18 protein-coding genes and 5 tRNA genes are annotated in these 26,357 nt (G+C 59.8%); 21 read left to right on the forward strand and 2 right to left on the reverse strand.

Features of this window, described 5'->3' with window-relative positions:
- Positions 1–15: 15 nt before the first annotated feature.
- The 6 genes from ACFSR7_RS08685 (at position 16) to ACFSR7_RS08710 (ending at position 1,881) form a co-directional block, all read left to right on the forward strand.
- The gene (locus tag ACFSR7_RS08685) at positions 16–1,014 is read left to right on the forward strand and encodes a zinc-dependent alcohol dehydrogenase (RefSeq protein WP_378160599.1); all 999 of its coding nucleotides are present in this window, start codon (positions 16–18) and stop codon (positions 1,012–1,014) included.
- Between the two features lie 403 nt (positions 1,015–1,417).
- A tRNA-Gly gene (locus tag ACFSR7_RS08690) sits at positions 1,418–1,492 on the forward strand.
- A 6-nt stretch (positions 1,493–1,498) separates the two neighbouring features.
- Positions 1,499–1,575: transfer RNA gene (locus ACFSR7_RS08695), tRNA-Arg, on the forward strand.
- 16 nt (positions 1,576–1,591) lie between these two features.
- Positions 1,592–1,668: transfer RNA gene (locus tag ACFSR7_RS08700), tRNA-Pro, on the forward strand.
- Positions 1,669–1,676: 8 nt separating this feature from the next.
- A tRNA-Gly gene (locus tag ACFSR7_RS08705) sits at positions 1,677–1,750 on the forward strand.
- A gap of 56 nt (positions 1,751–1,806) precedes the next feature.
- Positions 1,807–1,881 (forward strand) — tRNA-Gly (locus ACFSR7_RS08710).
- A gap of 263 nt (positions 1,882–2,144) precedes the next feature.
- On the opposite strand, the gene ACFSR7_RS08715 is transcribed toward ACFSR7_RS08710, so the two are convergent.
- The gene (locus tag ACFSR7_RS08715; protein WP_378122876.1) at positions 2,145–2,858 is read right to left on the reverse strand and encodes a GntR family transcriptional regulator; all 714 of its coding nucleotides are present in this window, start codon (positions 2,856–2,858) and stop codon (positions 2,145–2,147) included.
- 451 nt (positions 2,859–3,309) lie between these two features.
- Here ACFSR7_RS08715 and ACFSR7_RS08720 point away from each other — a divergent pair, with 451 nt between their 5' ends.
- From ACFSR7_RS08720 to ACFSR7_RS08755, 8 genes are all read left to right on the forward strand, one after another.
- Positions 3,310–4,674 carry an ABC transporter substrate-binding protein gene (locus tag ACFSR7_RS08720; RefSeq protein WP_378160601.1) on the forward strand — a complete coding sequence of 455 codons (1,365 nt, stop codon included), beginning with the start codon at positions 3,310–3,312 and terminating at the stop codon, positions 4,672–4,674.
- Positions 4,675–4,689: 15 nt separating this feature from the next.
- A complete protein-coding gene (locus ACFSR7_RS08725; RefSeq protein WP_378160603.1) occupies positions 4,690–5,619 on the forward strand; it encodes a carbohydrate ABC transporter permease in 930 nt (309 codons plus the stop codon).
- 15 nt (positions 5,620–5,634) lie between these two features.
- Complete coding sequence (locus ACFSR7_RS08730; protein ID WP_378160605.1) at positions 5,635–6,564, forward strand: carbohydrate ABC transporter permease; 930 nt, start codon at positions 5,635–5,637, stop codon at positions 6,562–6,564.
- A 60-nt stretch (positions 6,565–6,624) separates the two neighbouring features.
- Entirely contained in the window at positions 6,625–7,953 is a 1,329-nt protein-coding gene (locus ACFSR7_RS08735) for a 6-phospho-beta-glucosidase (RefSeq protein ID WP_378160607.1), read from the forward strand.
- An 8-nt stretch (positions 7,954–7,961) separates the two neighbouring features.
- Positions 7,962–8,765: a glucosamine-6-phosphate deaminase gene (gene nagB / locus ACFSR7_RS08740; RefSeq protein WP_378160609.1), complete on the forward strand. Its 804-nt coding sequence runs from the start codon at positions 7,962–7,964 to the stop codon at positions 8,763–8,765.
- A gap of 188 nt (positions 8,766–8,953) precedes the next feature.
- Positions 8,954–10,708, forward strand: coding sequence for an S-layer homology domain-containing protein (locus ACFSR7_RS08745; protein WP_378160611.1), 1,755 nt, complete (start codon positions 8,954–8,956; stop codon positions 10,706–10,708).
- A 12-nt stretch (positions 10,709–10,720) separates the two neighbouring features.
- A complete protein-coding gene (locus tag ACFSR7_RS08750; RefSeq protein ID WP_378160612.1) occupies positions 10,721–13,276 on the forward strand; it encodes a hypothetical protein in 2,556 nt (851 codons plus the stop codon).
- Positions 13,277–13,677: 401 nt separating this feature from the next.
- A complete protein-coding gene (locus tag ACFSR7_RS08755) occupies positions 13,678–14,034 on the forward strand; it encodes a DUF1304 domain-containing protein (RefSeq protein WP_378160614.1) in 357 nt (118 codons plus the stop codon).
- Positions 14,035–14,059: 25 nt separating this feature from the next.
- Here the strand turns inward: ACFSR7_RS08755 and ACFSR7_RS08760 are convergent, their stop codons facing one another.
- Positions 14,060–14,800 (reverse strand): class I SAM-dependent methyltransferase, encoded by a 741-nt coding sequence (locus ACFSR7_RS08760; RefSeq protein WP_378160616.1) that lies wholly within the window; start codon positions 14,798–14,800, stop codon positions 14,060–14,062.
- Positions 14,801–15,110: 310 nt separating this feature from the next.
- Between ACFSR7_RS08760 and ppc the strand changes: the two genes are divergently transcribed.
- The 7 genes from ppc to glmS all read left to right on the forward strand — a co-directional run bounded on the left by ppc (position 15,111) and on the right by glmS (position 26,153).
- The gene (ppc, locus tag ACFSR7_RS08765) at positions 15,111–17,903 is read left to right on the forward strand and encodes a phosphoenolpyruvate carboxylase (protein WP_378160618.1); all 2,793 of its coding nucleotides are present in this window, start codon (positions 15,111–15,113) and stop codon (positions 17,901–17,903) included.
- Between the two features lie 621 nt (positions 17,904–18,524).
- Positions 18,525–19,082 carry an RNA polymerase sigma factor SigW gene (sigW, locus tag ACFSR7_RS08770; RefSeq protein ID WP_378161153.1) on the forward strand — a complete coding sequence of 186 codons (558 nt, stop codon included), beginning with the start codon at positions 18,525–18,527 and terminating at the stop codon, positions 19,080–19,082.
- A 115-nt stretch (positions 19,083–19,197) separates the two neighbouring features.
- Complete coding sequence (locus tag ACFSR7_RS08775; RefSeq protein ID WP_378160620.1) at positions 19,198–19,806, forward strand: zf-HC2 domain-containing protein; 609 nt, start codon at positions 19,198–19,200, stop codon at positions 19,804–19,806.
- Positions 19,807–19,988: 182 nt separating this feature from the next.
- A complete protein-coding gene (cdaA, locus tag ACFSR7_RS08780; protein ID WP_378160621.1) occupies positions 19,989–20,834 on the forward strand; it encodes a diadenylate cyclase CdaA in 846 nt (281 codons plus the stop codon).
- The gene (locus tag ACFSR7_RS08785; protein WP_378160623.1) at positions 20,827–22,275 is read left to right on the forward strand and encodes a CdaR family protein; all 1,449 of its coding nucleotides are present in this window, start codon (positions 20,827–20,829) and stop codon (positions 22,273–22,275) included. Before cdaA ends, ACFSR7_RS08785 begins: the two co-directional genes overlap by 8 nt.
- 67 nt (positions 22,276–22,342) lie before the next feature.
- Complete coding sequence (gene glmM, locus ACFSR7_RS08790) at positions 22,343–23,683, forward strand: phosphoglucosamine mutase (protein WP_378160625.1); 1,341 nt, start codon at positions 22,343–22,345, stop codon at positions 23,681–23,683.
- A 637-nt stretch (positions 23,684–24,320) separates the two neighbouring features.
- On the forward strand, positions 24,321–26,153 hold the full coding sequence (gene glmS, locus ACFSR7_RS08795; RefSeq protein WP_378160627.1) for a glutamine--fructose-6-phosphate transaminase (isomerizing): 1,833 nt from the start codon (positions 24,321–24,323) through the stop codon (positions 26,151–26,153).
- Positions 26,154–26,357 lie beyond the last annotated feature (204 nt).

A 26,357-nucleotide genomic window follows, 5' to 3' on the forward strand; every position in this document is an offset into this window, starting at 1 on the left:
GAGAGATTCAGGCAAATGAGGCGTATTGCAGCTAAAGACGGAATGCCGGTACTGGAAGCTTTCGATCCGGCGGATGCGGGAGATCAGGAAGTGAGGATCCGGATGGCCTATTCCGCCGTCAGTCCGGGCACGGAGCTGATGCATCTTCGAAACAAAACGCCTCGAGCATTGTTGGGATACAGCGGGGCGGGCATCGTCGAATCCGTCGGAAGCGGCGTTCGGCATCTTCGCCCCGGACAGAGAGCGGCGGTTTACGGCGTACCGACCCACAGCGATGTAATCGTCGCGCCCAAGCATCTGACCGTTCCGGTTCCGGACAACGTCGATCTGCGGGAGGCCGCATTCGCCGGAATCGGTGCGATCGCGATTCATGCGCTGCGGCAGGCCGACCTGCGATTCGGCGAAAGCATGGTTGTCGTCGGACTGGGCATGCTGGGACAATTGACGGCGCAAATCGGTCACGCGGCCGCTTATGTCGTTCTTGCCATCGACAACAACGAATCGCGGTGCCGGATCGCGGCCCGCCGGCTGCCCGGAACGGCGATCGGTTCGACGGAAGCGTGGCTTGAATCCCGACTCCAACGGGATACCGAGGGCGGCCTCGGAGCCGATTGCGTGATGCTCTGCGCAGGCGGCGGCGGGGACTCCCTGCTGGAGCAGAGCGTCGGCTGGCTGCGGGACCGCGGACGAATCGTCATCGTAGGCGTTCCCAATCCGGCGTTCGACCGCAACGCCTTGTTCGCCAAAGAAGCGGATATCCGCATCTCCCGGGCGGGGGGACCGGGCCGTTACGATCCGTCGTACGAAGCGGGCGGCGTCGATTATCCGCTCGGCTACGTCCGCTGGACGGAAGGGCGTAATTTGTCGGCTTTCCTCCGGCTGCTGGAGGAGCGGCGGATCGACCTCAAACCGCTCATAACCAGCGAGTGGCCGCTAGGCGACGCGGCAGAGGCTTATCGCCGCTGCGCGGAAGCGCCGGCCGAAGAAGTCGGACTTTTGTTCAGAGCGGATTAATTCAACCGGCTTTTATTCAAGGGGGAATAGAAACCGGTTCCGGCGTTTGCCGAGGACCGGTTTTAAGGTTGAAGCGGAGGCGGCACGTATTTCGTGCCCCTCAATATCGGCAAATGGGCACGATCCGCTGCGCTGCAGTGAAGGGGGCGAATGCCGTGACTTGACATCCCTATAACCGGTCTGGCCGTTGAGATCAAGATGGCGGCCATTTGCGATTGCCTGGAATCCAACGGCTGGGACGCTAACGGCTTTTCGGCCTTCTGCCGCATGCAAAAGGGGCATTTAAAGAAAATCAAAAAAATAACTTGCAATTTGGTTTGGAAGTTGCTATTATAAAAAAGTCGCCTTTGAGGAAAAACGGTCGCAGGCAACTGGGACAAAGCGTTGCAAATGTCGACGATATGCGGAAATAGCTCAGTGGTAGAGCATCTCGTTGCCAACGAGAAGGTCGCGGGTTCGAATCCCGTTTTCCGCTCCATCATATGCGCCCTTAGCTCAGCTGGATAGAGCGTCAGACTACGAATCTGAAGGCCGGGAGTTCGAATCTCTCAGGGCGCGCCACTTTTCTTCATACTGTCGGGACGTAGCTCAGCTTGGTAGAGCACCTGGTTTGGGACCAGGGGGTCGCATGTTCGAATCGTGTCGTCCCGACCACTTGTTTTGCGGGTGTAGTTCAATGGTAGAACCTCAGCCTTCCAAGCTGATGGCGTGGGTTCGATTCCCATCACCCGCTCCAACAACCACTTGCAAGCACCGGCCTTGCCATCAAGGCTTTTTATTTTGACTACATATGCGGAAATAGCTCAGTGGTAGAGCATCTCGTTGCCAACGAGAAGGTCGCGGGTTCGAATCCCGTTTTCCGCTCCATAACGAACCTTCATCCGCCTAGATGGCGGATTTTTTGTTTTGATGATTGATCCCAATCCAGATGCGGCGCCTAGAGCCAGACCTAACGCCGTGGTCCCGCCTGCTGCAGGAAATCTCAACCGGAAACAAAAAAGCCCCGTCGCAACCTCGCTTACCGCAAGAAGTCTCAATCGGAAACAAAATGACCGCCTTGCTGCTTGCTTAGCCGCAAGAGACGAAGCGCAAAAATCCGCGCACCGCCTCTATATGGTTAAGCGGTACTCTCAATAAATCCGCTCGATCGTGAAGTTGGGGAAGTCCCCGCGGAAAATGCCGTAGTTGTATTCGAGCGGCGTGTTGTCTGTCAGATAGGTGATCGTCTGCACCTCGAAGCAGGGCGAACCTTCGGGAATGTTGAGGAGCTTGGCGGCTTGCTTGTCTGCGAGCACGGGCTTCAGCTTTTCGACGGAACGGTGGATCTGCAGGTGGTAGCGGCTTTGAATGAGCGAGAATAAAGAGCCTTCATCATGATTGAGCGCAAGGCCCGGTGCCAGACTCCAAGGAATATAAGAGGTCTCGTAGATCAAAGGCTCGTTGTCGGCGTAGCGAAGACGCACGAGCTTCGTCACCGGCGATTCGAGGGGAATGCCGAGCACGCCGGCGAGCGGCGAGTCCGCAGGCACGACGACGGCTTCGAGCACCTTGTTGCTGGGCTTTTTGCCCTGGGCGCTGATGTCCTCGGAAAAGCTGCGCGTCGCGAGCAACTGCAGCTCCTTGCGCTTGACGAACGTCCCGCTCCCTTGGATCCGCTCGAGAATGCCTTCCCTCTCCAGCTCCTGGAGCGCGTATCGTACGGTCGTGCGGCTCACTTGATACTGATCGCACAGCTCCGACTCTGTTGGCAATCGATCCCCCACCTTGTACTCCTCGGATTGAATTTGAAGCAGCAGCTTCTCCTTCAGCATCGCGTAAAGGGGATTATGTTGTTTCTTTGTCATTACAAGTTACCTCCACTAAGTGCAACTGCCAACATTCATCATTATAAATGTATTCGTCATATTTGTGAATCGAATCCTGTTATCCGTGTATTTTCGCTATGTTTTATTGATTTCATTGTAAAGACAACGCTTGCTTTCTTTCCGAACTGTCCAATACACACAAAAATATTTTAGATGATTGACAAAGGTAATAACAAATAATAACATGTACTTAATTCATTATTACCATTGAGGGATGAGGGGATAACGAAGGTACGAATTGACTGGCGGAGCAAAGGTTGGAAGAACATCCGATGTTTGCTTGCGCAGCGCTTGGCGGAAGCCGCGGCTGCACGATCAGGAAGGGCGCTCCCGCGAAAAGTACAGCTATGGACAAAAGAAAGCGTTTACCAGAATCAGGCATGTAAACGGTATCATCCAAAATGATTTTCAGATAGGGAGGTCGTACGTTTTGCTAAACAAACATTCCTGGCCCAAGTGGGCCGCACCGATCCTCTTATCCGCAGCGATGCTGTCGGCCTGCGGCGTCACGCCGTCCGCCAAATCGGACGCATCGCCATCAGCCGGTTCGTCGGCATCCGCCGGCGGCGCTACGGCAGAGATGGATTGGTCCAAGCTTGGAGACGGCTCGCAGAAGGGCAAGAAAATCACCGTACTGATGGTCGATACCGACGGACGCGTCGCCGAGATGGCTAAAAAGTTTACCGAAGAGACCGGCATTGAAGTGAACTTCATGGGCGTCGATTACAACTCGCTCTTCGGCAAGATCACGACGGCCTCGCTGTCCAGCTCCTCCGACATCGACATCATCGAGATGGATACAATCTGGGGCGGCCAGTTTTACGAAGGCAAGATCGCGACGGACCTGACGAACGTCATGCCCAAGGAGACCCTCGCGAACTACACGCAGTCCTCGGTCGATTCGGTCATCTACAACGGCCACGTGCTCGCCATTCCTTATTACTCCAGCAGCAAGCATTTGTACTGGAACAAAAAGCTGCTCGCCGATGCAGGCTACGACGCGCCGCCGAAGACCTGGGACGAATTCCGCGAGATGTCCAAGAAGCTGACCAAAAACGGCGTCTACGGCTCGGCTTGGTCCTGGAAGCAGGCGGAATCGCTCAACATCGACTTCGACACGATCGTCGCAGCGTTCGGCGGTCAATTGCTGGACGATCAAGGCAAGCTGCACGTCAATTCCGATGAAGCCGTAAAGGCGCTCACGTATATGACGGACCTGCTGCACGTCGACAAGACGGTCGATCCTTCCAGCCTCCAGTGGACGGAGGACGACGTGAAGAACGCCTTCTCCGCCGGCAAGATCGCCATGATGATCAACTGGGAGGGCATGTATCCGGACCTGAACAACGCGGATATGTCGCAGGTGGTCGGACAGACCGACGTCGGCCTGATCCCGGGCGAAGGAAGCGTCGTGTCCACGGCTGTATCCGGCTCCGAAGGCATCGGCATCATGCAGAGCAGCAAGAATAAGCAGGCCGCGCTGGAGTTCGTCAAGTGGATCGGGGAAAAGGGCTTCCAGCTCGACAACTTCAAGGAGATGGGCATCTATCCGTCGCTGAAAAGCCTGTACGAAGATCCCGACATGATCGCAGCCGATTCGACGAATACGCTGAATCAGATCGTCGAGCAGTTCCAATACGGCTCCAATCGCCCGAACGCGCCGGGCTACGTCGAGTGGGCCGACATTCAATCCAACGAGATTTACAGCGCGCTCGTGAAAAACAAAACGCCGCAGCAGGCGCTGGACGACGCGGCTACCAAGATCGACCAAGCGATACAGCGCGCGGCCAAATAGCAAGGAGGAGCAGGAGTGGCTGAGCCGAACGCGGCACCCAAGAGAAAACGAGCGAAATACACGCCCGCCATGCGACAAGATGCGCTGCTGGCCTATGTGCTGCTGGTGCCGACCCTTTACATTCTGTTCCGCATCTTTATCGTGCCGATCTTCCAATCCTCGGTATGGAGTCTCTACAAGTACAACCTGATGGACGGTTCGGATCCGAAGCCCGTGGGTCTGGGCAACTATGCCGACATCTTCAAGCTGCAAGACTTCTGGACGTCGATGGGGAACACCGTGTACTTCACGGTTTTCTCCGTCGCAGCCGAGCTTGCGATCGGTTTCTTCGCCGCGCTGCTGCTGAACCACGCGTTCAAAGGCCGGCTGATGTTCAGAGGCATGATCATGATCCCGTGGGCGATGCTGACGCTCGTCAGCGGCTTGCTGTGGAATTGGATCTACCAGCCGGGCTACGGCGCGCTGACGGTCGTGCTGCATAACCTGCATCTGCTGCCGGAATCGTCCAACCCGCTCTGGCTGTCCAGCTCGACGAAGGTCGTCACGTTCTCGGCGATCGCGGACATTTGGAAGATGACGCCGTTCATGACGCTGCTGCTGCTGGCGGGGCTGCAGAGCATCCCGCATTCGCTGTACGAGGCGGCCGTCATCGACGGGGCGGGCTTCTGGAAAAAGCTTCGGCATATCACCGTACCGCAGCTGCTGCCTACGGCGATCGTCGCGGTTATCCTGCGCATTATCGGCGCGTACCGGGTGTACGACATCCTCACGGTATTCACGGGCGACGCCAAAACCTCGACCTCGTATCTGACTTACAACTATGCCTTCCGTTACTTCTATCTTGGCAAGGCGTCGGCGATGGCATGGGTATCCACGCTGCTGATTCTGATCCTCGTCATCGTCTACATGGTGCTGCTGAGGCGCAACCAAGATTCCCACCTTTAAGGAGCCGAGCAACGTATGGAATCGACTAACAACGGCGCCGGCCTCCGGCGCTGGTTCACCAGGCCGCGCGACGGCGATCTGATGCCGCCGTTCTATCTGTGGCTCGGCATCGTATTGCTGACGCTGTTCACGATGGGCCCCTTCGTCTATCTGCTGACCAGCTCGCTCAGCCTGACCCGCGATCTGCTGTCGGGACATCTGCTGCCGCACGCGCCAACCTGGATCAACTACCGGCATCTGCTGGCAGGCTCGGTCGGCAGCGACTTTTTCCACGCGCTCCGCAACAGCTTCACCGTGAGCGCGCTCACGACGGTGCTGACGATCGTCGTCGGCACGCTGGGCGGCTACGCGCTGGCCAGACTCAAGTTTCCGCTGCGCGTCACGCTGCTGTTCATTATCCTGGCGATGCAGCTGCTTCCCTCGATCAGCATCATCGTCCCGCTGTACGTCATGATGCGTGACGGCATCGACTTCAGCATCCCGTTCACCGGCATCGGCTGGCATACGGCGCCGCTGCTCGATACGAACGCGGCGCTTATCGCCGCCAACCTGTCCTTCTCCCTGCCGTATGCGGCCTGGCTGCTGTCGGGCTACCTGCAGGGCGTGTCCAGGGAGCTCGAGGAGGCTGCGTACATCGACGGCTGCGGCAAGCTCGGCACGATGGCGCGCATTCTCGTGCCGCTCGCGATGCCCGGCATCGCGGCGACCGCGATCTTCACGTTCCTCAACTGCTGGGACGAATTTATCTACGCCAACGCATTCACCCAGACCGTCGCTTCGAAGACGCTGCCGATCGTCGTGCGGGAATTCATCGGCAAGCACAGCATCGACTGGGGCCTTATGACGGCAGGCGGCATCGTCGCCTCGCTGCCGCCGGTGATCATCTCGCTCGTGCTCTACCGTTATATCGTGAGCGGCCTGTCGGCCGGCGGCGTCAAGGAATAAGGCCGGTGGCCGGCAAGCGGTCGCGGGAAGCAAGTCAGCAACATGAAGGAGCGTAATTGTATGACCAGACAACATCTGAAGGTAGCCGTCATCGGAGGCGGGTCCTCCTATACACCAGAATTGATCGACGGCATTTTGCGGTATCACGACGAATTTCCGGTTCGGGAGCTCGTGCTGGCGGATATCGAAGCGGGCGCGGAAAAGCTGGCGATCGTAGCGGATCTGGCTCGCCGCATGATCGAGCGCAGCGGCAAGGAGATCGCGCTGCACACGACGCTTGATCGCCGGGAAGCGATCGCGGGAGCGGATTTTGTCACGACGCAGCTCCGAGTCGGCATGCTCGAGGCGAGATCGCTCGACGAGAAAATTCCGCTGTCGCACGGCCTGATCGGCCAGGAGACGACGGGGGCGGGCGGCTTCGCCAAGGCGCTGCGGACCGTGCCGGTCATCCTGGGCATCTGCCGGGATATGGAGGAGCTGGCGCCGGACGCCTTCCTCGTCAACTTTACCAATCCGGCGGGACTCGTCACGGAGGCGGTGCTGAAGCATTCTCGCATCAAGACCGTCGGGCTGTGCAATCTCCCGATCGACACCAAGATGCAGATCGCGGCGTTGTACGGCGTGGAGCCGGAGCGGGTGTTCATCGAGATGGCGGGCATTAACCATCTGCACTGGACGACGCGCGTGCTGCTGGACGGCGAGGATGTTACGGATGCTTTCCTGAAAACGCTCGGCTCGGGCAAAGGGCTGACGGTGAAGAACGTCCCCGATCTGGAGTGGGACGCGGCGTTCATCTCCTCGCTCGGCGCGCTGCCGTGCTCTTACCATCGCTACTATTATATGAAGAACGAGATGCTGGCCGAGCTGGCCTCCGACTTCGAACGCACGGGCAGGACCCGTGCCGACGAGGTCAAGTCGGTCGAAGCCGAGCTGTTCGACATCTATCGCCGTCCCGAAGTGACGGAGAAGCCCAAGCAGCTGGAGAAAAGAGGCGGCGCCTACTACTCCGAGGCTGCGGTGCGGCTCATGAAGTCGATCTACACGGATAAGGGCGATATTCAGGTCGTCAACGTGAGAAACGGCGGCATCATCTCCTGCCTGCCCGACGACGCCTCGATCGAGGTCAACTGCGTGATCAAGGCGGACGGCGCGCATCCGCTGCAGCTGGCGGCGCCGCTGTCTCCGCAAATTCGCGGATTGCTGCAGCTCGTCAAGTCGTACGAGGAATTGACGATCGAGGCAGCCGTGCACGGCGACCGCCATGCCGCGCTGCAAGCGCTCACGGTTCACCCGCTCGTCGGGGACGCCGCGCTGGCGAAGGCGGTGCTCGCCGATATTCTGGAGGCGAACGCGGCTTACCTGCCGCAGTTCGCGGCCCTGGTGCCGTGAGGCCGGCCATGAACGCGGCTGGCGCGACTGATGTGACGGATGCGGAAACCGGAAGGCTCGTGCAGGGCGTGCAGGTCGTGGTATTGCCGAGCGCAGCCGAAGCGGAGCGGCATGTAGCGGGACTGTTCGCGGAGCAGCTGCGGCGCAAGCCGGACAGCGTGCTCGGACTGGCGACCGGGGGGACGCCTGTCGGCGTCTACCGGGCGCTGGTCGCGGCGCATCGATTGGGCGAAGCGGATCTCGGCCGGGCGCGGACCTTTAACCTGGACGAATATGCCGGGGTGGCGCCGACGCATCCGCAGAGCTATGCGGCATACATGAGAACGCATCTGTTCGACCTGGTCAACCTGTCGCCGGACCGGACGCACTTGCCGGAAGGCGACGCGGACAATGCCGAAGACGCGTGCAGGCTGTACGATGCACTCTACCGCTATTACGGTCCCGCGGATCTTCAACTGCTCGGCATCGGGCTGAACGGCCATATCGGCTTCAACGAGCCGGGGTTCGCTTCCGCGCCGGGCGGCACGCACGTCGTCCGGCTGGACGAATCGACCCGTCAGGCCAATGCGCGGTTTTTCGGCGAAGGCGAGCAGGTGCCCGAATACGCGCTGACGATGAGCGCGGGTCGGATCCTGCAAGCCAGATCCATCGTGCTGCTCGCCACGGGCGCGGCCAAGGCGGCGATCGTCGCCCGGGCGCTCGAAGGGCCGATCGGCACCGATTGTCCGGCTTCGCTGCTGCAGCTGCATCCGGACGCGACGGTCGTGCTTGATCTCGAGGCTGCCGGCGCGCTGGCGCCAGAGAGGGGCTGATCGGCCGGCGGCGCGGCGTCGGAGCGAGCGGGGAGGCACGGGGCAATGGGGCAAGGCAACAGGGCCATGCAACAGGGCCATGCAACAGAACAATGCAACAGAGCAATGCAACAGAGCAATGCAACGAGGCAATGCCAGGGGTTGTAAGCATTACACTAGTCCAAACGATCAACCGAGGAGGCTCTCAAATGGGCAAAAGGTGGAAGCAAGGAGCAGTGTCGCTGCTGTCGGCGTCGGCGCTGATGGCGCTCGGGCAAGGCGCGTATGCCGCATCGTCCGCGGAGACGATTCCGGCCTGGGCATCGGCCGAGATTCAGACATGGCAGGAGCTCGGGCTGCTGAAAGGCGACCAGAACGGGCTCGTCCGTCCGAACGGAGCCGTCACGCGGGCAGAGCTGGCCGCGATGCTGAACCGCATATACGGATACGAAGCGGGAGGCGCGGCGTCCTTCGCGGACGTGCCGGCGCAGGCCTGGTATGCGGCCGACATCGCGAAGGTTGCGGCTGCGGGCATCATGCAGGGCGATGCGGCAGGCAACGCGGCGCCGCTGGCCAACGTGACCCGCGAACAAGCGGCCGTCATGCTGGGGCGGGCGCTGCACCTGAGCGCGGCAACGTCCGCCGGCGCATTCGCCGACGAAGGCCAAATCGCCGCCTGGGCGAAGGAAGCGGTGCATGCCTTGCAGGAAGCGGGCTACATAACGGGAACGCCTGCGGGCGATTTTCAGCCCAAGAAAAGCCTGACGCGCGCCGAAGCGGTCAAGATGCTGAACGGGGCGATGGGGACGCTGATCGCCGACGGCGCCGCGCATGATGGCGTATCCGGCGGCAATCTGACCGTCAACAAAGCGGGTTCGACGCTGACGGGCTTGAACCTGACGGGCAGCCTATATATCGCGCCGGGCGTCGGCGACGGCGAAGTGACGATCGAGGGCTCGAACGTCGGCGGCACGGTCTACGTGCTCGGCGGCGGCGCGCATACGGTCGTGCTGAAGAATACGAAGGCGGCACGCCTCGTCGTGGACAAGACATCGGGGGAGGTCCGGGTTAAGCTCGAGGGCGACACGAGCATCGCGAACGTCGAGTTCGCGTCGGGCGGCGAGCTGGATAACGGGTCCACGAAGCCGATCGGCACCGTCGTGATTAAAGCGAAGCCTACGGACACGGTCCATTGGAAGGGCGATGCGACGGAGCTGACGTTTACGACGGGCTTGTCGTTCGAAGGCTCTGCCGGACATATCTCGAAGTTTACGGCAGGCTCCGGCTTGAAGAATGCGAAGATCGCGCTGGCATCCGATTTTGAGCTCGATACGCTCACGGCCGACGGCCCCGTACAAGTAACGGGCGAAGGCAAGATCGCGACGGCGGTCATCAACGCGGAAGGCGTCGAGCTGTCGAAGGCGCCGGGCGTGCTGACGCTGAATGCGAAGAGCGCTACGGTCGCCGGCGAGACGAAAACGAGCGGCGGCACGGGCACGAGCGGCAACAACGGCAGCGGCGGCGTAATCGACCTGAGCACGAAGCTGTACAGCTACGCGGAAGCGTCCTCGCAATTGGGCGGCACGACGGCCGAGCTGCAGGTCAAGCAGTATATCGCGTTCCTGCAGGACCCGAGCTACAAGCCAAGCGTAGCCAACTCGGCGACCAAGGTGCCGGATCTGACGAATGCGACGACTTACGTCAATTCTTCCTTTGACGTTAAGCCTTCGATCTTCGCCTCGCTCCGGGGCGTCAACACTTCGGTGCTGGACGCGTCGCGCACGTGGCTGTGGCTCGGAACGAACGACGGCGTAACGCGCGTCCGCCTCGCGGACAACGAGATGAAGTCCTACACAACGGCAAGCGGCGATCTGAAGGACGACAAGGTGCTGCTTCTGATCTCGGACGGCAGAACAGGTGTCTACGCAATTACCGCGACCGGCGTATCCCACATCCAACAATAAGGAAGGTGCCCCATGGCGAACAAAAAACTTAGCAAATGGATGACCGGCGCGCTGACCGCGACGCTGGCCGCCGCGATCGCCGTTCCGTCCGTCAGCGCGAACGTCGCGCTTCCCGGCGCGAGGTTCGCGCCGGTCCAGCTCCATGCCGCAGCGACCAAAAACGTCGCTTATTACAAAGCGGGCGACGCTTCGATCCCCGCGAATCTCGCCTGGACGACAGCCACCGACATCCCGTTCCTTCCAGGCGCCGTAACCGGCGACGTCACCGCCGCGTTCAAGGACAAGAACAACGTCTACTGGATCGGCACCAAGACCGGCTTGCAACGCGTTGACTTTACGGAATCCGACGCGCGGGACATCGTACAGTACTTCGCGGGTCCCCGTTACCTGTATGGCGGAGACGACAATGTGTTGGCGCTGGCCACCGACGACAACGGCGGCGTTTGGGCCAAGACGGCAAGCGGCGTCACGCACATCACGATGCCCAAGATGACGCTGCTCGAGCGGACTACCGTCTACGAAAAGCTCGTCAAGGCCGTCAACGATCGCCGCGGCATGGCTTCCGGCGCCTCGTTCACCTTCTCGGACGGCGCGAACTCGAGCGTAGACTACAATTCCGCAACCGGAACGTTCACGGGTTCGCCTGCGACGGACGACAACGACGGCTTGTGGACGACGATGTACGCGATCGGGGAGATCTTCCGCTACCGTACGCTGAAGGACGAGGCGGGCTCAAGTCCGACGACCCAGCAAAAAGCGGATATTGCGGCCGCACGGGCGGACGCGCTGCGCGCCTCGAAGGCGGTCCTGCTGCTGGATTACGTGTCCGGCCGCGGCAACGGTTTTCCCGCCCGTTCCTACATGCTGGTCGACGAAGGGCTTGCGCAGACGACGGACGGCACCGACTACGGCTTCCAAAGCCAGAACGGCCTCTGGTTCCATACGTTCGTCGGCGACAACGCCGTCAATCCGAACCCTATTATTCCGAGCATGCAGCAGGCCGGCAAGACGCCGATCGGCTACGGCCTCGTGCGGGTCACCAAGGACGCAGAGTCTAAGAAGGGCGACACGCTGTTCCCGTCGGGTGGCTCGGATGTTTCGAACTACAACGGTTTCGGCTTAAGCCAGGAGGCGATTGACGCGCTGAACGCGACTCGTCCGGCAGGACAGAAGCTCGGCATCGATATCAAGACCTCTGTCGCTAAAGACGTTTATCAGGTTCTGCCTGTTATAACCGCCAAGACGAACAATGCGAGCGCCGCGGAGGACAAAACGACGACGGCTTCCAACAAGCCGCTGTTCCAGCTGACCGTACCGGTTTACGAGAAGATTCCGAAGTTCTTCAACGATCTGTTCCCGGCCAGCGCCATCGGCAGCGATGGTTATATCGATCAGAATCAGATCGTCTACAAAGCCGATACTTCTTCGGATGAAGTCGACGGCCACTACGCGCTCTTTTTCACCGCTTATCAATATTTGTGCGACGATACGTCGGATCCCGAGCTGATCGAGTTCAAGCGTCTGATCGCCGAGACGGCCGACCTTATGACGAATCTGATCCTGAAGGACGATCACTACTACATCGAAGACGCGACGGGCAAGTCGACGCAATGGTCGAGATGGCTGTCCAAGTACTTCAACGACAGCTTGTCCGTCATGGAGAAGCAGGCGCTGTGGACGCAGCATATCGGCGTGGACGAAAATGGAGACGACGCACTGTCTTACGGTTACGAGGACGCGCCGCTCAATACGCTAGAGATCATGTCCATGCTCAAGACGGCAATCACGGTGACCGCAGAAGCGTATCCGCAGGATCAGGCCAAGTTCAAGGCGGCCTACGATCTGGTATACGACGGCGATTACAGCAAGGAAGAGGCGTTCGTGAACGGCAAGGGATACGTCAACATGGCGCTGGAATATCAAGAGCGCAGGCTCGTACGTCAGGCGACGAACGCTTACGGCAACAACGACAACACTCCCGTAACTTATAAAGAGCCGGGCTATAAGGGAAAGATCGACAAAGACTCCAACATCAACGGGACGCTGCACGGCGATTGGACCCAGTTCATCAACTACTCGGACGAGGAGCTCGGTTGGTTCCCAATCTACGAATTGATTTTGCAAGAGACCGATCCGGTTCGTAGAGCGCAGATCGTAGCGGCTTACGACCAGTGGTACGCGAACGAGAAGCGGGAGGAAAATCCGTTCTATACGTTCCTGTACCAGATGGCGCATCCGGAAGATACGAGCGTCGACCTGGCGTCGGCCGTTCGCTTCCTGTACCGCATGCCGCTGTACCGGATTGGGTTTGCTGCCCAGTACGACCGCCAGGACGTTCTCTACATCGAACCTGGCTATCGCGACAAGTTTAAGCAGACGAACTACGCGCTCGCGCCGGACGAACGCAAGATCATCAAGAATAACAACAATCCGTTCGCCCAGCTCGACGCAGCGTATACCGTCAATCCGAATTACGACTACTATCACGGCAACATGGACACGTCCGCAGTCTTCACCCTGCCTTACTGGATGGGCCGTTATTTCGGCATTATCAAGGAAGCACAGTAATACGTTTGGCTAGGCTACAGCATGCCTGAAAAGGAGCTGTCCCGGAAGTCATGAAAATGACTGCGGGGCGGCTCTTTTTCTATGTAGTTTGTCAAACCTGCGAAGTGTGGCGCGTCAAGCGTTTTATTCTCGCATCTCCGTCAGCGGCGGGCGTTCCAGATCAGCCTGTGTGAACGAGACAATGATAGATCATGCAGATTAAGTAACTAATCAAGGTGAAGAAGCTCCACAAAGAGCTACATAGCGAGATCGCGGCACCAATCGAGGTGAAGAAGCTCTACATAGAGTCGCATGATCAGACCGCGCCGCCGAGATGAAATAAAACGTTTGGGTTACTTCCATTTGACGCTTGAACGTCATATTCGGTGATATACTGGAGTCCATTAAAGGGAGGTCTCCATATGTTGGGGCAAATTTTTACGGGCTTGGTGGCGCTGGAGCATGTCTATATTCTGGTCCTGGAAATGTTCCTCTGGACGACGCCGCGCGCGATGAAGTCGTTCGGCACGACGCCCGAGTCTGCGGCGGCGACTAAATCGCTGGCCGCCAATCAGGGGCTGTATAACGGATTTCTGGCGGCCGGCCTATGTTGGGGACTGCTGCATCCGAACGGGCAGGCGGGGCAGCAGATCGAAGTGTTTTTTCTGGCTTGCGTGCTGATCGCGGCTTTATTCGGTGGCTTGACGGCCAAGCGTTCGATTCTGCTCGTGCAGGGGCTGCCGGCATTATTCGCGCTGGGGCTGGTCTTGTGGACGTAGCTTCAAAGAGAGACTGCTAGCCGCGTTATTCGTATACGCGGTGCCAGACACCGGCGAACTCGGGCACAATGGGCGAGCCGCTCGCCGCGACCTTGTCCCCCGTCTCGTCGCCGAAGAAGAAGCGGGCCAGGCCTTCGGCTTCGGCGGCGTCCGCGAACGTGTAGTCGAACGGGAAGCATTCGTGGGCGAAGCCGTGGTCGTGCTCGAGCGCATGATAATAGGAAAGCAAAAAATCGGGCGGGTTCGGCGTTGTAAAGCCGGTGCCCATCGTTTCGAAGATGACGACGGTACCGCCTGGCCGCAGCACGCGGCGAATCTCGTTCAGTACGGCCGCGAGCGCGGAACCGTCAGGGTCTACATCCGAGGCTGCCGAATAGGCGATGCTCCAGCCGGAGACGACGAGGTCGGCGCTGGCGTCTTCGGCCGGGATGCGCAGGTGCGTACCGACGGCCGTGCGCCAGTTGTCCGCACCGGACGCCGTCAGCCTGGATGCGGCCACCTCGAGCATGGCGGGCGACAGATCGACCGCCAGCACGCTGCCGGCCATGGCGGCAAGCGGCACCGTCAGCCGACCGCTGCCGGCGCCGAGGTCGACGACGTCGAGTCCGGATAGCGGCCGAATGGCGTCGATGCGCGTGCCAAGCAAAGGCTGGGCGGCGATTAACCGGTCGTATTGATCCGCCTGGCTGCGGTAGATCTCGTCGTGATTCGGTTCGGACGAGGGCGAGGAAAAGGAAGATGAAGATGAAGATGAAGATGAAGTCATAGCGCTAGCCTCCGGGATTACATAATAGGTATATATTACACGTGGTAGCATCCTTCTGGATAGAGACGGCTATCAATTGTGGAGACAACCGCGAGACCGGCTCTCTTTTGTGGTCCGGTAAATGCAAGGAGCCGCACCTGACGCGGTTTTTTTATTCGGACGCCGGCCTCGCAGCCCGATTCTCGGCCAGCCCGATGCGGGTACATTATTTTCGAGGGCCGGAGCCGAGGGGCAGATTTTATAGATCATTTGTAGTATGATGTTTAGAAGATTGTTTAGCGTCGAAAGTCATGATTTTGAGGTGAATGGGATGACAGAAATGGCCACGGCTAGCCGCTCCTCGACCAACCATTTGCTGCGCCGGGACGTGCGTTTCCTGGGCAACATTTTGGGCGAAGTGCTGGTGCACCAGGGCGGCCGCGAGCTGCTCGACCACGTAGAGAAGATCCGGGAGACGAGCAAGGCGCTGCGCGCCGAATTCGTACCCGAGCTTTACGAGGAATTCGTCAATACGATAACGGGATTGGAGCCTGGCGTTCGCCATCAAGTAATCCGCGCGTTCGCGATTTATTTCCAGCTCGTCAATATCGCCGAACAGAACCACCGCATCCGCCGCAAGCGCGACTACGAGCGCTCCGCGGGCGAGGCGGTGCAGCCGGGCTCCATCGAGAGCGCGATTCTGGAGCTCAAGGACAAGAACCTGCCGCTGAACGAGGTGCAGGAGCTGCTGTCCGGCATCTCGCTCGAGCTGGTCATGACCGCGCACCCGACCGAAGCGATGCGCCGGGCCGTGCTTGACGTGCACAAGCGCATTGCCAACGAGATGATGGAACTGGACAATCCGTCGCTCACCTACCGCGAGCGCGAGCGACTGCGGGAGCAACTGCGCAACGAAGTGCTCACCCTCTGGCAGACCGACGAGCTGCGCGACCGCAAGCCGACGGTCATCGACGAAGTGCGCAACGGCATGTATTTTTTCCACGAGACGCTCTTCAACGTGCTGCCTGACGTCTATGACGAGCTGGAGCGCTGCCTGGCCAAGTACTATCCGGAGCAGAAGTGGCATGTGCCGACATACCTCCGCTTCGGTACCTGGATCGGCGGCGACCGCGACGGCAACCCGTCCGTGACGGCCGACATCACCTGGCGTACGCTGAACATGCAGCGCAATCTGGTCATTCACAAGTACGAGACGCTTCTGAAGGCTCTTATGCGCAAAATGAGCTTCAGCACGACGATCGTGAAGGTGAACCCCGAGCTGCTCGAATCGATCGAGCGGGAGCGCGAGGCAGTCGAACTGCGCACAGTGGAGCGTTGGACCAACGACCACGAGCCTTACCGCATCAAGATTACGTACATGATCCAGAAGCTGCAGAACATGCGCGAGGAGAAATTCAAGGGAACTTCCCAGCGTTACCATCAAGTATCGGAGTTTATCGCGGACCTGCAGCTGATCGACCGCAGCCTGCGCCATCACTATGCAGACTTCGTCGCCGATACCCATCTCAAGAAGCTGATCCGCCAGGTCGAGCTGTTCGGTTTCTATCTGGCTGCGCTCGACGTGCGTCAGCACTCCCAGGAGCATGAGAACGCGATGACCGAGGTGCTGGCGAAGGCAGGCGTCACGGACAAGTACAACGAGCTCGGCGAGGAAGAGAAGATCGAGCTGCTGCACGGTCTGCTGTCGGATTCGCGTCCGCTGCTGCATGCGACGGCTTCGCTCAGCGAAGGCGCCAAGGAGTGCCTGGAAGTGTACCGGACGATCTACCGCGCGCAAGAGGAGTTCGGCGAAGGCTGCATCACGACGTACCTGATCAGCATGACCCGAGGCGCCAGCGACCTGCTTGAAGTCATGGTGTTCGCCAAGGAAGCGGGCCTTGTGCGCCGCACGCCGGAGGGCAAGCTTGTCAGCTCGATCCAGTCGGCTCCGCTCTTCGAGACGATCGACGACCTGCACGCGGCGCCGGCGATCATGAAGACGCTGTTCGACCTGCCCGTGTACCGCGAAGCTGTCGCCGCGCGCGGCGACATGCACGAGATCATGCTCGGCTATTCCGACAGCAACAAGGACGGCGGCATGGTCACGGCCAACTGGGAACTGCGCGTCGCGCTGAACAAGATTACCGAGACGGCGGGCGACTACGGCGTCAAGCTGAAGTTCTTCCACGGACGCGGCGGCGCGCTCGGTCGCGGCGGCATGCCGCTCAACCGCAGCATTCTCGCCCAACCGCCGCACACGATCGGCGCCGGCATCAAGATCACGGAGCAAGGCGAAGTGCTGACGTCCCGTTACTCGATGGAAGGCATCGCGTACCGCAGTCTCGAGCAGGCGACGAGCGCGCTCGTCAAGGCGGCGTACTTGGCTAAGCATCCATCGCTTGACCAGACGGCCGATGCGCACTGGGAGGAGATCCTCCCGTCCATCTCGGAGACGGCGCAGACCAAGTACCAGGACCTGATTTTCCGCGATCCGGGCTTCATGACCTTCTTCAAGGAATCGACGCCGCTGTCCGAGGTCGGCGAGCTCAACATCGGCTCCCGTCCGTCCAAGCGCAAAAACAGCGAGCGCTTCGAGGACCTGCGCGCGATTCCGTGGGTGTTCGCATGGACGCAGAGTCGTTACCTGCTGCCTGCGTGGTATGCGGCAGGCACCGCGTTTGAGAAATACGTCGCCGGCGATCCCGCCAAGCTCGAGACGCTGCGCCGGATGTACCGCGACTACTCGTTCTTCGCGACGCTCGTCGACAACTTGCAGATGGCGCTGGCTAAGGCGGATCTGCTGATTGCGCAGCAATACGCGGATATGATCAAGGACGACGAGATTCGCACGCGGATTTTTACCCTCGTCCAAGAGGAGTACGACCTTACCAAGCGAATCCTGCTTGAGATCACCGGTCAGGAAGAGATTCTGGACAACGTACCGGTCATTCAGGAGTCGATCCGCCTGCGCAATCCGTATGTCGATCCCCTCAGCTATCTGCAGGTTCAGCTGCTGAGCGAGCTCAGACAGCACCGGGAACAGGGAGAGGACGACACGGAGCTGCTTCGCGAGGTGCTGCTCACGATCAACGGCATTGCCGCCGGCCTGCGCAATACGGGCTGATCGGCAGATATAAGAACGGGCCCGGGCTTATGCCCGGGTTCTTTTATTTTGTTTTGGCAGATAAGAAATTTTAAATTGGGCGGCAATTTGCGGAAAGGCAAGCGCGTTTTGGGCGTAACGGGACTTACGGATGCTGGGGCGGGTTCCCAAATAGCCAAATAACTGCAAATGTACATGTATTCTCTGCCGACTCACGCTGCTTGATAAAATGCCTGCAAATTTGCAGGTAAAATACAGAGCGCAAGCCGAAAATCCGGCGATCGAGGAAAATAAATGCACATTTGCATCTATATTGAAAAAAATAGATCTGAATCGGTAAAAAAGATGTACATTTGCAGGCAATGCGGCGAAAAAGGACGCTGGCGGGTATAAGTTGGCCAAGGCCCGGCTTTGTACTAAATTTGAATTTGAGCACGCGAAAGCGAGAGGAATTCCGGACGCCCGCATCTTGCTTTTTTCAGACAGGTGCATTACCATTTTCTTGATCGCATCATGCGAAGGGTCTTCCCGACCCGACCGGGCCTTGGCGTCCCGCTCGCCGGCATCGCGATGCCGAGCGGACGAGACGGGCCGAGCGCCGGGCGACCGGCGAAGAAGGTGAGGGTTAACACGTTGAAGCCAATAGAGACGCGACTTGCGAAGCTGGCCCGCAAGGGAGATCAGCGCGCGTTCGCGGAGATCGTGGATTTATACAAGGACAAGCTGTATCATCTAGCCTACCGGATGATGAACAACCGCCAGGAGGCGGAGGACGTCGTCCAGGAGTGTTTTCTGCGCGTATACCGCAATCTGGACCGGTACGACGAGAACCAGAAGTTCTCGACATGGATCTACCGGATCGCGACCAATCTGTGCATCGACCGGTTGCGCAAGCGCCGTCCGATCTACTCGCTGGACGCCGAGTCTTCGGAGCACGAGGGACTCGACGGTTACGCGATGCTGCCGAGCGACGACCGGACGCCCGAGAGCGAGCTGATCCTGTCGGAGACGCAGCGCATTATTCGGGGCGCGATCGACACGCTGCCTGTCAAGTACAAGTCGGTGATGGTGCTGCGCTATCTGCAGGACATGTCGCTGCAGGAGATCTCGGACGTGCTGGATATGCCGGTGACGACGATCAAGACGCGCGTGCATCGAGGCCGCGAATTCCTGCGCAAGAAGCTGGAGCACAAGCTTTAAGGATGCGGCCCCTATTTTCGCCAAAGATGAAACCGCCTCGAGACGGGGAACGTACAGTATAGAAGCATTCGCAAAGGAGGCTTTATGTTCTCCTGTGCAGAAAGGGATGGCTATCATGAAGTGCAACGATGCCGTGAAGCGGATGCACGACTATCTCGACGGTGATCTGTCCCGCGAGGAGTCTGTGCTGCTGCAGCAACATCTTCGCGAATGTCCGGCCTGCGAGGCGCGCTACGGGGCGCTGGAGCGTACGGAAGCTTTAATATATGCCCAGCCTGTCCCGGCTGCGCCGTCCCACTTGTCGGACGCCATCATGGGCGCGCTGCCCAAGAAGCGTAGTCCGAAGGTGTGGACCTCCTGGGTGCAGCGGCATCCGGCGGCTTCGGCAGCGGCGATCTTCCTGGTCGTCATGCTGTCCAGCTTTGTCGCGATGTGGAATCAGGACGATCAGCTCAGCCTGAGCGGAGACCTGTCGCACGTCGTGATTGAGGGCAACAAGGTCATCGTGCCTGCGGGTCAGAAGGTTGAAGGCGACCTGACGATCAAGAACGGCGAAGCCGAGGTGCTCGGCGAAGTCGAGGGCAATCTGACCGTCATCGACGGCAATGTGACGCTCGCGTCGACAGCGCATATCGCGGGCAAGGTGAAAACCGTGGATCGGGCGCTCGACTGGGCATGGTATAAGGTAACGACCTGGTTCGATACGGTGGCCTACGGGACATGACGGCCGCCGTCCGGCGGCCTTGGCAGGTGGCCTCCCTGGACATCGGGGAGGTTTTTTTGTATTCTAAACAGGATCTGAACAGGATTTAGAAGTTCGTTTATAGAAAACAATATATACATATCCTAAGCGCAATCTGACAAGATTCGGGAAACCCGATCGAGACGCCAGACGGGGGGTGCGTCTTGGATTATTTCGAGAACTTAACGGTGTGGGGCGCCGTCAAGGACGCCGCCGACATCCTCATCGTCAGCTATCTTATATACCGGATGATCCTGCTGGTGCGCGGTACGAAGGCCGTCCAGCTTCTTAAAGGCATCCTGCTGCTCGTGATCACGTGGGCGCTAAGTACGTGGCTCAACCTGTATACGCTCAAATGGGTGATGAACCAGCTGTTCCCGTTCGGGATCATGACGATTCTGATCATTTTCCAGCCTGAGCTTCGCAGAGCGCTGGAGCAGCTCGGACGCGGCACGCTGTTCAGCCGTTCCTCCCAGGAGGAGCACGATATCAGCCATCCGATCAACGAGGTCATTAAGGCCGTTCAATACCTCGCGCGGCGCAAGATCGGCGCGCTGATCGTCTTCGAGCGGCGCACCGGCCTCGGCGACTACATCGAGACCGGCATCAAGATGAAGTCCGCGATCAGCTCGGAGCTGCTCATCAACATCTTTATCCCGAACACGCCGCTGCACGACGGCGCCGTCATCGTGAGCGGCGGCGAGATCATGGCGGCGGGCTGTTATTTGCCGCTGTCGGAAAATCCGTTCATCTCCAAGGAGCTGGGCACCCGGCACCGCGCCGCGATCGGCATCAGCGAGGTGTGCGACGCAATCTCGGTCGTCGTCTCCGAGGAGACGGGACATGTGTCGCTCGCGCTGAACGGGCAGATCGTTCGGGACATTAAGGAAGAATCGCTGATCTCCAAGCTGTTCGACGAGCTCCGTCAGACGAGCGCGAAGAAGGCGCGCCGGAGCTGGAACATTCCTTGGAAGTTCTGGCAGCGGAAAGGCGGTGACGGCCATGGATAAGTGGCTCAGCCATCCGAACGCCGTACGCCTCATCTCGCTGGCTTTGGGTATTCTGCTGTGGGCCGTCGTCCACTTTAATCCCGATTCGACGCCCAACAACGTCGCATCGCTTATCGAGACGCGTACATTTACCGACGTGAAGGTGCAGGTGCGCGGGCTGGACGACCAGAGCTACGTGCTGAAGAGCATGGATCCCGCCAAGGTCAAACTGATCGTCCGCGGGACGCCTAGCGACCTGCTTGCCGCACGATCGGACGGCGGTTATATCGTGGAGGCGGATTTAAGCACAGTCAAGGCGGGTACGCATACGATAACGCTAAGAACGGATCTGCCCAGAAGCATTCAGACGATCCAGGTCGAGCCTTCGACCGTGACGGTCGTGCTGGAGGAGCTGCAGACCAAGGAATTCGAGGTTCAAGTCACGACGACGGGGACGCCCAAGGAGGGCTACAAGGCAGGCGCGCCGGTCCTTCGTCCGACCAACCGGGCGCACGTGACGCTGCCGGCGAGCGAGATGGACCGCGTCGACCATGTCGGCGGCTCGATCTCCATCGACGGGGCGGACAAGACGCTCAAGGACAAGAGCGTCAAGCTTGTCGCCTACGACGGCTCCGGACAGGAGATCCCGGGAGCGGAGGTCGATCCCGCGGTGCTCGAGGTCGAGGTGCCGATCACCAACCCGTTCAAGCAGGTGCCGATCCAGCTCAAGCTGATCGGTCAGCTGCCGGCGGGCCTGAGCGTCGCGAATCTCTCGCCGAGCGCGGAGCAGGCGACGATCTACGGACCGCAGACGGAGCTGGACAAGATCGACTTCATCGAAGCGGATCTGAACTTGTCCGAGGTGACCAAGTCGGGCAAGGTCGATATCAAGCTGAGCAAACCGGATGCGGTGACGGAGGTATCGCCGGCGGCGATCACCGTCGACGTGCAGGTCGTGCTCACGCAGACGCGGACGATTCAAGGCTTGCCGATCACGGTCAAGGGGCTGGGCAACGGCCTCAAGATGCAGATCACGAATCCGGCGAGCGGGCAGGCGGATATTACGTTTAAGGGCGCACCTGCCGTGCTCGACAAGCTGCAGCCGGGCGATGTCAGCGTCGAGGCTGATCTGAGCGGACGAGGTCCGGGCACCTATACGATCCCGCTCAATGTCAATTCGCCGAGATTTGTCGACCAGAGCGGCGGCAATACCTCGGTTGAGGTCGAGATTACGAACATCGGCACAGATCCGACGCCTACGCCGGGCTTGCCTACGACGGACGAAGCCGCTTCCGGCAGCGGCATCGAGCCGGACAGCGGCGAACCGACCGGGACGGAAGCCGAAGGGACAGGCGGCACAGCGAACGGATCGCCGACGGCAAGCCCGACGCTGACGCCGACACCGACCTCGACGGCCACATCGACGCCATCGTCGTCGCCGACATCGTCGGATGGCGCTTAGCGATCATTGCTTGAACGAACAGCGTTCATGGGGAGTATGAATTGGGGACGAAGGGGTCAAGAGGAGCATGGGGAAATATTTCGGAACAGACGGCGTTCGGGGCGTAGCCAACTTGGAGCTCACCGCCGAGCTTGCTTATAAGATCGGCCGCTGCGGCGGTTATGTACTCGCAGGGGGCGCGCAGCGTCCGAAGGTCATCATCGGCCTCGACACGCGCGTATCGGGCGCAATGCTCGAGAATGCATTGGCAGCCGGGCTGCTCTCGATCGGCGCGGACGTTATCCGCCTTGGCGTCGTCAGCACGCCGGCGGTGGCGTATTTGACCCGCACGCTGGGCGCAGACGCCGGCGTCATGATCTCGGCCTCGCACAATCCGGTGCAGGATAACGGCATTAAGTTTTTTGGCGGCGACGGCTTTAAGCTGCTCGACGAGAAGGAAGCGGAGATCGAGCGTCTGCTCGACGCCGAAGAAGATACGCTGCCGCGGCCGGTCGGCAAGGACCTGGGCACGGTAACGACGGACCTGGCGCTCAAGCGGATGTACGTCGATTATTTGAAGCTGACGGTGAAGCATTCGTTCGCCGGCCTGAAGATCGTGCTGGATTGCGCGCACGGCGCTGCCTATGAGCTTGCTCCTACGATCTTCCGGGAGCTGGGCGCAGAAGTGGTGACGATGGGCGCAGAGCCCAATGGCTTGAACATAAACGAGGGCGTCGGATCGACGCATCCGGATAAGCTGGCGGCGAAGGTGCTCGAGTTGGGCGCGGATCTGGGCCTCGCGTTCGACGGCGACGCAGATCGTCTTATCGCCATTGATGAGCGCGGCGAAGAGGTCGACGGCGATTACGTGCTGCTCATCTGCGGCGAAGCGCTGCGTCAGCGGGGCAAGCTCAAGAACGACACGGTCGTCACGACGGTCATGGCGAACATCGGCTTCTTCAAAGCTGCCGACAAGCTTGGCCTGACGACGGCGAAGACGGCTGTCGGCGACCGCTACGTCATGGAAGAGATGGTCCGCGGGGGCTTTAACCTGGGCGGGGAGCAGTCCGGCCACGTTATTTTCCTCGACCACAATACGACGGGAGACGGCATCTTGACCGGGCTGCAGCTCGTCGACACAATCGCCGCTTCCGGCAAGAAGCTCGGTGAGCTCAAGCAGGTCATGCGCAAATATCCGCAGGTGCTCGTCAACGTTCGCGTCGCGGATAAGTCGAAGTATGACGGCAATGCGGCAATCGCAGAGGCTGTCGAGGCGGCGGAGTCGGCGCTCGGGGACAACGGACGCATCCTGGTGCGTCCATCCGGCACGGAATCGCTCATCCGCGTCATGGCCGAAGGGCCGGACAAGACGGAGATCGAAGGCCATGTCGAAGCGATCGCCGACGTGATTCGCGTGGAGCTCGTGTAATTGACAGCATGCTGGCATGCCCGGTGTCGAAGATGCCGGGCGATGTCATTTCCTGGGCAATACGGTCATTTGGCGGAAAGTCGCGGATAAAGGTTGCACCGAATTTTCAAAACGAATATGATGAGTTAGATTATCGGCGCGAGCCGCGGGTAATAAGTAAGGAACGCGAACGTCATTCGAGAAGGAAAGGCAGGGTCGGGTCGTAATAGCTTTATAAGCGCCAGAACTTGCCGCCGGCGCGCGGCGAGTTGACGAGGTGGAGGTGTTCGGATGATCGGCGGGGACCTCCCGGCCCAATCGGGGCCGTCAGCCGGAAGACAAAACGCTCAGGGCAACCGGGCGCACAATACGCCGGCACGATAAGAACAACCAATTAAGATGAACCAATCGGAATCATACTATAGCGGAATGTCCGGCGAACCGGAGCACGGGGACCTCGACATGTCGTGGATATCGGGTAATGCTTATCCTGCGCAAGGCTGCGATCGGCGGGACGCCTGCGAGGCGTTCGGGCCAGACTTGGCTTAGGGGATCTGCATGCATACCCCTGGTTGTCCGCGGTCTGCTATAGGCGTGCGGCAGCCTGACCGGCTCCGGTACGTCCATGGGACGTTGACCGAAGCGGAGGCATATATCAATGTGCGGAATTGTCGGATATATCGGATTTAGAGAGTCTCAGCCCATTCTGATCGAAGGGCTCAAGAAGCTGGAATACCGCGGATACGACTCGGCGGGCATCGCCGTGCATACGGAACGCGGGCTCGAAGTGACCAAGGCGGTAGGGCGTCTGGTTAACCTGGAAAATCGTCTGACCGGCGATCCGCTGTGCGGTACGATCGGTATCGGGCATACGCGCTGGGCGACGCACGGCAAGCCTTCGGATGCCAACTCGCATCCGCATACGGACAACTCGCTTAAGTTCTCGGTCGTTCATAACGGCATCATCGAGAACTATCTGGAGCTCAAGGAAGAGCTGATGCTCGCGGGACATCGCTTCCTGTCCGAGACGGACACGGAGGTCATCTCGCACCTGATCGCCGTCGAATACGAAGGCGATATCGTGAAGGCCGTGCAAAAGGCCGTCCGCAAGATGCGCGGCGCGTTCGCGCTGGGCGTGCTGACCGAGCACGAGCCGGACCGCCTGGTGGCTGTCCGCTACGCGAGCCCGCTTATCATCGGCGTCGGCGAAGGCGAGAAGTTCATCGCGTCGGATATTCCGGCGATCCTCGAGTACACGCGGGATATTTATATCCTTGAGGACGGCGAGATGGCAGTGCTGACGCGCGACGGCGTCGAGCTGCTGACGGTCGAAGGGAACCCGGTCACGAAGGAAGTTTTCCGCGTGAACTGGGATCTGATGACGGCGGAAAAGGGCGGCTACGATCACTTCATGCTGAAGGAGATCTACGAGCAGCCGCGCGCGTACCGCGACACGATGCGCGGACGCATCAGCGAGGACGGACGCTCGGTCGTCCTGCCTGAGCTGTCGATCACGCCAGAGCAGCTGCGCGCCGTGAGCCGCGTGCACATCGTCGCGTGCGGCACGGCGATGCATGCCGGCATGGTCGGCAAGACGGTCATCGAGCGCCTGGCGCGCATTCCCGTCGAGGTCGACGTGGCGTCGGAGTACCGCTACCGTTCGCCGATCATCACCAAGGATACGCTCGTTATCGTCGTGAGCCAATCCGGCGAGACGGCCGACACGCTGGCCGCGCTGCGCGAAGCCAAGCGCTGCGGCGCCCGCGTGCTGGCAATCACCAACGTCGTCGGCAGCTCGGTCGCGCGCGAGGCGGATGACGTCATCATCACGCTGGCGGGCCCGGAGATCGCAGTCGCATCGACCAAGGCGTACTCCACGATGCTTATCGCGTTTTTCCTGCTCGGGCTGTATATGGCCCAGACGCTGGGCACGCAGGAAGAGGCGGAGATCGCGCACGTCCTGGCAGCGATGGACTCGCTGCCGGAACAGGTCGAGCGCATTCTCGCCCAGGCCGATACGGTCAAGGGCATCGCCGAGTCGATCGCGAAGTCGAGCAGCCTGTTCTTCATCGGCCGCGGCATCGACTACGCCGTCGCGCTCGAGGGCTCACTCAAGCTGAAAGAGATCTCGTACATTCACTCCGAAGCGTATGCCGCAGGCGAACTCAAGCACGGCACGCTCGCGCTGATCGAGGACGGCGTGCCCGTGATCGCGCTGCTCACACAGGAGGACCTGTTCGAGAAGACGGTCAGCAACATCAAAGAAGTGAAGGCGCGCGGTGCCGAGGTGCTCGGCCTCGTCAATGAAGGCCACGAAGAGGAGTCGGCGAAGTCCGTCGACCGCCAATTCGCCATTCCGCGCACGCTGCCGCTGCTCACGCCGGCCCTGTCGGTCATCCCGCTGCAGCTGCTGTCGTACTACGCTTCGCTGGCGCTAGGGCATGATGTCGATAAGCCGCGGAATTTGGCGAAGAGCGTCACTGTCGAATAAGCGCGGGGCGAGTGGGTTAAGTTGTGTTCGGTGACATTAAAGTTGGTGTCCATTGCTGTTTGGAGCCAATAAATATCACTTAGAGATGGTCCCGATGATTAAAATCATTCGGGACCATTTTTATAAAGGCGGAGAAATCATGGATACCATCGGTGCAAGGATAAAGTATGTTAGGAAACTGCGAGAACTAAATCAAGTAGCATT

It is taken from the genome of Cohnella sp. GCM10020058, assembly GCF_042683485.1.
In the GTDB taxonomy this organism is placed as follows: Bacteria; Bacillota; Bacilli; order Paenibacillales; family Paenibacillaceae; genus Cohnella.